The following is an 8893-nucleotide window of genomic DNA, read 5'->3' on the forward strand; positions in this document are numbered from 1 at the left end:
TCTAGTAATTTAAATTATAAGGAATACCTTCTTTTTTTAAACTAAAAGTGTGCAATATCTATGGCTCTTAAACACTTTGATTGTCAATTGATTATTTTGTTTATTTCATATATAATATAGCTTGGAATATTTTATGTTTAGAGAGATGAGAAGAAAAAAACAATTGTTATCAAATTCCTATAGTATATCGATATTAAAGAAATGTACTTCAGGAGTTCTTGCAGTTTTAGGAGATGATAATTATCCTTATGCTGTTCCTTTAAGTTATGTTTATGATGATAATAAAATATTCTTTCATGCAGCCAAAAGCGGATATAAATTAGATGCTATAAAAAACAATAATAAAGTATCATTTTGTGTTATAGAAAAAGATGATATAAAACCAGAAGAATATACCACTTACTATAGAAGTGTTATAGTTTTTGGACGAGCCTTTATTATAGAAGATGATAATATAAAAAGAGAAGCTATAGAGAAATTAGCTTTAAAATATTATCCTAATGACATAAAAGAAAATAGAGATAAAGCTATTAACAATGAATATAATGCCTTATGTATAATAGAATTAGACATAGAGTATATGACAGGAAAAGAAGCAATAGAGTTAATAAATAAAAAGGAGAATAAATGAAATATTTTAATTTTGATAAAAATTTTTTGCATACAGTTTTGGAAGAGGCTTTAAAAAATGGGGGAGAGTATGCAGATCTTTTTTTTGAAGATACTAAAATTAATTCTATAGGATATTTAGATTCTAAAGTAGATGATATGAGTCTTGGAAATAATTATGGAGTTGGTTTAAGAGTTATAGTCAATAAAAAGACAATATATTTATATTCTAATGATACAAGCAATGATAGTTTGATAAATTTAGCAAGAAGTGTAGCTTCAGTTGTAAATGATAAAAAATATATACCTAGTAATTTTATAGAATCCCATGAAAAAGACAATCACCCATTGCATATAAATCCATTTGATATTAATTTTGATGAAAAAATAGAAGTTCTTTCATATTTGGATAAAACAGCAAGAGGAGTATCAGATAAAATAAAACAGGTTAATGCCAGATATATGGAAAAACAAAGAAATATTTTAGTATGTGCAAGTAATGGAATATTAAAAGAAGACTCACAAACATATATAAGATTAGTTATGCTATCTATGGCATCTGACGGAGTTAATACTCAAACAGCAAGCAGAACCAAAGGAGCTTTAGACGGATATCAGGTGATAAAAGATATTAATTTAGAGAATATGGCAAAAGAAACAGCAAATTCAGCAATAAAAATGCTTGATTCAAAGTATCCTAAATCCGGTAAATATCCAGTTGTAATAGATAATGCCTTTGGAGGAGTAATATTCCATGAGGCTTGCGGACATGCTCTTGAAGCTACAGCGGTTGCAGATAATGCTAGTGTTTTCTGTAATAAATTAGGTGAAAAAATAGCTTCCGATGTTGTTACTGCTATAGATGACGGCACTATAAAAAATGCTTGGGGAAGCTATAATATTGATGATGAAGGTAATGATGCACAAAGAACTGTATTAATAGAAAATGGTATTTTAAAAAGTTATTTAGTTGATGAATTAGGCTCTATGAAAATGAATCAGAAAGTTACAGGAAGTGCAAGGAGAGAAAGCTATAAATATCCTCCTACATCAAGAATGAGAAATACATTTATTGATAAAGGAAATTCTAGTTTTGAAGATTTGATTTCTGGAATAGAATACGGACTTTATGCCAAAAAAATGGGCGGAGGTTCAGTAGATCCTGCTACAACTGATTATAATTTTGCCGTTTCTGAAGGCTATTTAATAGAGAATGGAAAGATTACAGAACCAGTTAGAGGTGCTACACTTATAGGTCGCGGTGATGAAACTCTTATGAATATTGAGGCAGTATCTTCAAATTTAGAATTGGCTGACGGTATATGCGGAAGCGTTTCAGGAAGTGTGCCTACTACTGTTGGACAGCCTGCTATAAAAGTAAGAGAATTAACTGTTGGAGGTAGATAATATGTCAGAATTGAATAGCTTAATGAATAGAATAAAAGAAATATACGATATAGTAAAAGATAAAGCTAATGATATTGATGAAATTGAAGTTTATATGTCTGAAAGCGGTGAAGAAGAGTTTACTGTAAGAGAAAGAGATTTAGATAAATACACTTTTGCTGAGTCCGGCGGTGTTGGTTTAAGATTAATAAAGAATGGAAAAGTTGGAGTGAGCTTTACAGAAAAAATTAATTCAAATGATTCTATATATAATCTTATAGAAAATGCTAAAATTTCTTTAAATTATGCTGAGGCAGAACCAGAATATAATGTTTTAATAGAAAAAGAAGATGATGAAAAAACTTATGATATGATTAATAATGATATAGTCAATCTATCAAATGAAGAATTAAAAAATATATCATTATCTATAGAAGATAAATTGTATTCTTATGATAAAAGAATAATTAATGTACCTTCAGCTGGGCTTGCAAGATATGATTTTATAAAATGCATTATTAATAGTAATGGTGTATGTAAGGGAGAAAAGAAAAACAGCATTACATATTATGGCGAAGTAATAGCTAAAGACTCAAATGCTACGAAAACTTTTTTTGATATTTATTCAGCTCATGATGCAGTATTTGATGTTAATGCTTTTACAAAAAATATTGCTGATAGTGTAATAAGTAAATTAAGTGCAAAAAATATAGAAAGCGGAAAATATAAAACTGTATTTACAAGTAAGGCAATGAGAACTATTATAGGTGCTTATCTAGGTTTATTTTCTTCAGAGTCTGTTCAAAAGAAATTATCACTTTTACAAGGAAAATTAAATAAAAAAATAGCAAGCGATATTGTAAATATAAAAGATATACCAATATTTGATAAGGGATTAGCAAATACATATTTTGATGGTGAAGGTTCATCTACAAAAGATTTAAACATTATTACTAATGGTGTATTAAATAGTTATTTATACAATAATTATACAGCAAGAAAAGATGGTAGGAAAACAACTTCTCATGCTTCAAGAGGATTTAAAACTTCAATAGGTGTTTCTTGTCATAATTTTATTTTGGAAGAAGGAAATAATACTCAAGATGAACTAATTTCTCAAATTCAAAATGGAATATTAGTTAATTCTTTGACAGGTACTCATTCTGGAGTTAATGCCATAAGCGGAGATTTTTCTTTACAGGCTGAAGGTATAAAAATAGAGAATGGAAAATTATCATATACAGCAAATCCGTTTATTGTTTCAGGAAATATATTAGACTTTTTTAATAACATAGAAATGCTTGCTAATGATACAGACTACTATCATTCATCTATTTATACGCCTAGTGCTTTGATTAAAGAATTATCATTTGCTTCATAATTTTGTATATTTATAAAATTTTATATATTGTTTATTATTTATGTATTCTTCCATATATAAATAATAAACAATTATTCTTATATAATTCTATATTTTCTATTTATAATAATTGTTATAAAATATTGTTGATTAAAAATACACATTTTTTATTGTTTATTCTTTTAATGTTATGATACTATACTTATAATTAATATTTTAGTATGAAAAATGAAATAATTGTCATAAAATATTTGATTTTTTTTATTTTTTCTATTATATTAGTTATGGTAAAAAAAATAATTAGTTTTTTTTAAAATATCTAAATTTTTTTTAGTATGGTTTGTTATACGAAAATAAATAATCTTTCTTTTAGAATACCTTTTATAATTTCTGTTACTTTTATTTTATGCATGTTAGTTATAGTGTTAATTATTACAGTAGTAAGTTCAAAGACTATAGAAGACACAGCTATAAAGGGCTTGAGGGTAGCAGCAAAATCATATTCAGATATGATTGATTTATATTTTGCTGAAAAGAGACTGGTTATGGATTTATACTCTAAAGACCGTAATTTATCAAGATATTTATCCAATCCTACAGAAGAAAACAGATTGTCTGCTGAAAATTCTTTAAAAGAATTTACAAGAGAAGTAGCGATACACAAGTTTTTTATAATTATTCATTAGTTAATTTTAATGCTAATATTATACTTGATTCCATAGGCGGAAAATTACTGCATATTAATTATGGGGCAGATTCATCAGATTGGAAAAGATTCAAAGAAAACGGATATGATTTTTCTGCAAGAGATTTTATACAGCCTTCTTCAGCAAATCCTCTTAATGCTATATGTGTTATATGGAAAGGTATAAAAGATGAAAATGGAAAGGTTGTAGGAGTACTTAATAGTTCTATTAATTGGATGAAATTTATATCAGATTATATATTGCCTAGTCATATAGGAGATACTGGTTCCATAGCTATTATAGACAGTAAGAAAAACATAATAGCACATACTGATACAAATAAACTTTATATTTATGACAGTAATATTATAGGTACTTCAGCTTATGAAAGAAAACCGGAAACTATACGTGAAAGAGAAGATGAATTCTTTCAATATGTTTTAGATAATGATGAGGGTATTTTAGAATATAAAGATGATAATAATGTTTCTCAAATATCTTTATTTAGTTCAATAAACAATACTCCTTGGCATTTGATAGTAAGCTATAGTCAAAATGAGATATATGGAGATAAAAATAAACTTACAAAAATAGTTATTATTATAGCAGTGATTATGGCATTTATAATTTGCTTGATAAGTAAATGTATTGCTTCTTCAATAGTTAAGCCTTTAAATGTTGTTGTAATGGAAGCTGATCATATATCAAAAGGTTATATTGGACACAGTAAATCAGAATTAAAGAGAAAAGATGAAATAGGAATATTGATGAGCAGCTTTTATAATATGAAAGAGGCTTTGATTGAGGCAGTTAATGTTGTAAATGTTATTTCTAAAGAGGCTAAAAATAGAGCAGAAGAAATATCTTTAAAAAATGGTAAACTTCATAGCGAAACAGAAAGTAATTTTGATAATATGAGAGAAACTTCTAATGTAGCTAATAATATAGGAAGCTCTGTATTAGAAACTACAAATTACGCTAATGAACTTATAGATATAATGAAAGATGCAAATAATTCTATAGATATGGCTGATGTTAGTATTACAGAGGCTGCAAATAATGCTGATTCTGTAAGCGAGGCTAGTAATAAAATAAGAGATATTACAAAAGTTATAGAGAATATTGCTTTTCAAACTAATATTTTGGCTTTAAATGCATCAGTTGAAGCCGCACGTGCTGGAGAAAACGGCAGAGGATTTTCAGTGGTTGCCAGTGAAATAAGAAATTTAGCCCAAAGTACTTCAGGTTCAGTAAAAGACATATCTTCTCTTATAGAAGAAAGCCAGAAACGTATCGAAGAAGCGGCTAAGTCTACTAATGAATCTAAAGAATTATTTTATAGCATGAAAGAAAAAATAGAAAAAGCCTATACTTTACTTTCTAATTTTACAAATGCCTTGAAATTACAAAAAGATGGTATAGATTCTATAAATTTACATATAGGCAATATAGAGAATAGCTCAAGAAATAATACTAAATTGGCTGAAGATGTAAGTGAAATTTCTAAAGAATTGGAAGAATTATCTCTAAATTTAGAAGAAGCTATGTCATTTTTCAAGCTAAAGGCCAGTGAAGATAAGTAAAAAATAATATATTGTAAAGTTGCTTGAAAAAAATGCAATTTATGCTAAAATATTGCCATGTAATCTTAATTAAATCAAGGTTAAATTATTATGAAAAATTCTCAAGTGTTTATGGAAGGGGTCTGGAAAAATAACCCTACTTTTGTACAAGTTCTTGGTATGTGTCCTAGCTTAGCGGTTACAAGCAGCGTTATGAATGCAATAGGTATGTCTGTGGCTACTATATTTGTATTAGTTTGTTCTTCCGCTTTAATTTCATTAATCAAAAAGATTTATGCCAATGAAGTTAGAATTATGGGATACATTGTTGTTATAGCTGCTTTTGTAACTTTAACTGATATTGTTATGAAAGCTAAGTTTTATACATTATCTTTAGCTTTAGGGCCTTATATACCGCTTATAGTTGTAAACTGTATTATATTAGGTAGAGCTGAAGCTTTTGCTAATAAGAATGGTATTATACCTAGTATTTTTGACGCTTTAGGTAACGGTGTAGGTTTCTTTTTTGCATTAACATTACTTGCTTCTATTAGGGAAATATTAGGTAATGGTACTTGGTTAGGTTTCGATATTGTTGGAACTATAAGAGGCTTTGTTGAATCTGCAATGCCTTTTGCTTTGAATGCTTATAATGAAATTACTACTCCTTGGGTTGCTATGATTATGGCTCCAGGTGCTTTCTTCACTTTAGGTACTTTGATTGCAATAAAAAGAGCTATAGATGCTAGAGGAGGAAAAGCTAATGGTTAATTTAATTTTACTTTTTGTAGCTACTGTATTAGTTAATAATTTTGTATTAACTAAATTCTTAGGTATATGTCCGTTTTTAGGAGTATCTAATAAATTAGATTCAGCTGTTAGTATGGGTATTGCTGTTACTTTCGTATTGGTTTTAACTGCAGCTGTTAGCTGGATGATACAATATTATATATTAGTTCCTTTTAAAATCGAATTTTTACAAACTATATTATTCATTATAGTTATAGCAGCATTAGTACAATTCGTTGAAATGGTTGTAAGAAAAACGAGTGAAAGTTTATATCTTTCTTTAGGTATTTATCTTCCTCTTATTACTACTAACTGCTGTGTATTGGGTTTAGCTTTATTTGGTGTTTTATACAAATATAACTTTATACAAAATATAGTATTTGCTTTAGGTGCTGGTGTTGGTTTCACATTAGCTTTAGTTATAATGGCTAGTATAAGAGAACGTTTAGCTACTGCTGATATTCCGGAAGCTTTTAAAGGTCCTGCTATGCCTTTTATTACTGCAGGAATACTTGCTCTTATATTCTATGGTTTCTCTGGCATAATTAAAATATAATTATTAATGTGTTAGAAGTTATTTATAAGGATAATAAAAATGATGACATCTGTTTTAGTAGCTTCAATATCTTCAGGCTTAATTGCTTTGATATTGGCTGTTTTATTAATATTTTCTTCTAAAATTTTCAAAGTTGAAGTTGATGAGAGAGTTACTCAGTTAACAGAAATGCTTCCTGGTGCTAATTGCGGAGGATGCGGTTTTGCTGGCTGTTCTCAGTTTGCTAAAGCTTTAGTTGATGATAAAGCTCCTGTAGACGGCTGTTCTGTAGGAGGTGCTAATACTGCAGCAAAAGTAGCTGATTTTTTAGGTAAAGTTGCTCCGGAACAAAAAGAAAAAACAAGAGCATATATTTTCTGTCATGGTCATAAAGATATAGCTAAATCAAGCAGAGTTTATAACGGTGCTCAAACTTGTGTTTCTGCTGTTATGGCTGGCGGCAATAAAGATTGTTCTTACGGCTGTGTTGGACTTTATGATTGTATGAAAGCTTGTGATTTTGGTGCTATTGTTAAAAGTGATACTGGAGTTCCTATAATAGTTGAAGATAAATGTGTTTCTTGCGGTGCCTGTGTTAAAGCTTGCCCTCAAAAACTTATAGAGATACACCCTGTTTCTCAAGAGTTCCATGTTTATTGTAAATCCAAAGATAAAGGCCCTATTGCTAAAAAAGCTTGTGATAGAGCTTGTATAGGATGCAGTATTTGTGTTAAGAACACTAAAGAAGGCGGTATGAAAGTAGATAATTATCTTGCTATAGTTAATTATGATGATTATTCTATTACAAATGAAAGTATAGCTAAATGTCCTACTAAGGCTATTACTAATGAAAGAGTAAATTCTGTAAAAGACCTTTCAGATATAAAAAAAGCTTAAATATTTTTTATAATTTAAAATAAAAAAACAAGAGTTAAATTATTAGCTCTTGTTTTTTTGTTTAACAAATTTAAAATATTAATAATTTAAATTAATATTAAATCTATCATTGATTAAAGGTATTATATTAATTACAGGTTCTTCATAAGGGTGAACTTCTTTCATAACTTTAATAATATTTTCCACATTTTTTATATCAGTTGAAAATTCTACTTTATCTTCTGGAGCTTCAGATATTTCATTGACTTTTCCGTCAAATGGACTTGCTCCTTCAAGTGGACGCCAATATCCAGTGATTTTAGTTACAGACATTACATTATCATAATTACCAGCACCTAAGGCACCAATATTATTTAATGCTTCTCTTAATTTGCTAGTATATTCAGCAGGTATATATATTTCAATTTTTACTTTTTTAAAATCCATACTATTTCCTTTTTATTAAATAAAAGAATAATTATAAATCTATATAATAAAGAACAATGTCTTCATATTCATTATTTTTATTTAAATAACCTTTTTTTACTACACCTATTTTATTGAATCCAATTTTTTCATATAATTTATGGGCATAAGTATTAGATATTACAACAGCATTGAACTGAAGAATTTTATAACCTAATTTTTTACCTTGTTCCATAGAATCTCTAACTAAAGCTTCTCCAATTCCTTTTCCTCTTGCTTCTTTGCTTACAGCATAAGATGCATTTGATATATGTCCGCATCTTCCTATATTATTAGGGTGAAGTATATAAACTCCATAAACTTTATCATTATCAATTGCAATACCTGTATAATCTTGGGAATTGAAATATTTATCTGCTTCTTCTTCATTTGATAATTTTTCTATTTGAGGAAAATATATTCCATCTTCTATGATGTTATTCCATATTTCTAAGGCTTCTTTAATATATTTTTTATCGTATTTGATTATTTGCATTTTTTATTCCTTTATTTAAATATATAGTATATTATATATTGTTTAATAAAAATAGTATATACCTAAACAACTATACTTTGTCAAAAGTAAAGTTATATTTTTGTTTTTATATCTGGGGCTTTGCCCCAT

Annotated in this window: 8 protein-coding genes and 1 pseudogene; 7 read left to right on the top strand and 2 right to left on the bottom strand. The window is 27.9% G+C overall.

The genetic code is table 11. The features are described from left to right. Positions 1-133 precede the first annotated feature (133 nt). From Q0K52_RS14065 to Q0K52_RS14095, 7 genes and pseudogenes are all read left to right on the top strand, one after another. The gene (locus Q0K52_RS14065; protein WP_297300513.1) at positions 134-631 is read left to right on the top strand and encodes a pyridoxamine 5'-phosphate oxidase family protein; all 498 of its coding nucleotides are present in this window, start codon (positions 134-136) and stop codon (positions 629-631) included. Then, complete coding sequence (locus Q0K52_RS14070) at positions 628-2016, top strand: TldD/PmbA family protein (protein WP_297300514.1); 1389 nt, start codon at positions 628-630, stop codon at positions 2014-2016. Before Q0K52_RS14065 ends, Q0K52_RS14070 begins: the two co-directional genes overlap by 4 nt. 1 nt (position 2017) lies before the next feature. Next, on the top strand, positions 2018-3376 hold the full coding sequence (locus tag Q0K52_RS14075; protein ID WP_297300515.1) for a TldD/PmbA family protein: 1359 nt from the start codon (positions 2018-2020) through the stop codon (positions 3374-3376). Positions 3377-3690: 314 nt separating this feature from the next. Beyond that, positions 3691-5624 (top strand): annotated as a pseudogene (locus Q0K52_RS14080) (methyl-accepting chemotaxis protein). 90 nt (positions 5625-5714) lie between these two features. After that, positions 5715-6374 carry an electron transport complex subunit RsxE gene (rsxE, locus tag Q0K52_RS14085; protein ID WP_297300516.1) on the top strand — a complete coding sequence of 220 codons (660 nt, stop codon included), beginning with the start codon at positions 5715-5717 and terminating at the stop codon, positions 6372-6374. Continuing rightward, the gene (rsxA, locus tag Q0K52_RS14090; protein ID WP_297300517.1) at positions 6367-6948 is read left to right on the top strand and encodes an electron transport complex subunit RsxA; all 582 of its coding nucleotides are present in this window, start codon (positions 6367-6369) and stop codon (positions 6946-6948) included. Before rsxE ends, rsxA begins: the two co-directional genes overlap by 8 nt. A gap of 39 nt (positions 6949-6987) precedes the next feature. Continuing rightward, positions 6988-7824 carry an RnfABCDGE type electron transport complex subunit B gene (locus Q0K52_RS14095; RefSeq protein ID WP_297300518.1) on the top strand — a complete coding sequence of 279 codons (837 nt, stop codon included), beginning with the start codon at positions 6988-6990 and terminating at the stop codon, positions 7822-7824. Between the two features lie 78 nt (positions 7825-7902). On the opposite strand, the gene Q0K52_RS14100 is transcribed toward Q0K52_RS14095, so the two are convergent. Next, positions 7903-8250, bottom strand: a complete 348-nt coding sequence (locus Q0K52_RS14100; RefSeq protein WP_297300519.1) for a cytochrome C biogenesis protein — start codon at positions 8248-8250, stop codon at positions 7903-7905. A gap of 31 nt (positions 8251-8281) precedes the next feature. Beyond that, positions 8282-8764, bottom strand: a complete 483-nt coding sequence (locus tag Q0K52_RS14105; RefSeq protein WP_297300520.1) for a GNAT family N-acetyltransferase — start codon at positions 8762-8764, stop codon at positions 8282-8284. Between the last annotated feature and the right edge of the window lie 129 nt (positions 8765-8893).

This window comes from uncultured Brachyspira sp., from assembly GCF_944390845.1.
GTDB lineage: Bacteria > Spirochaetota > Brachyspiria > Brachyspirales > Brachyspiraceae > Brachyspira > Brachyspira pulli.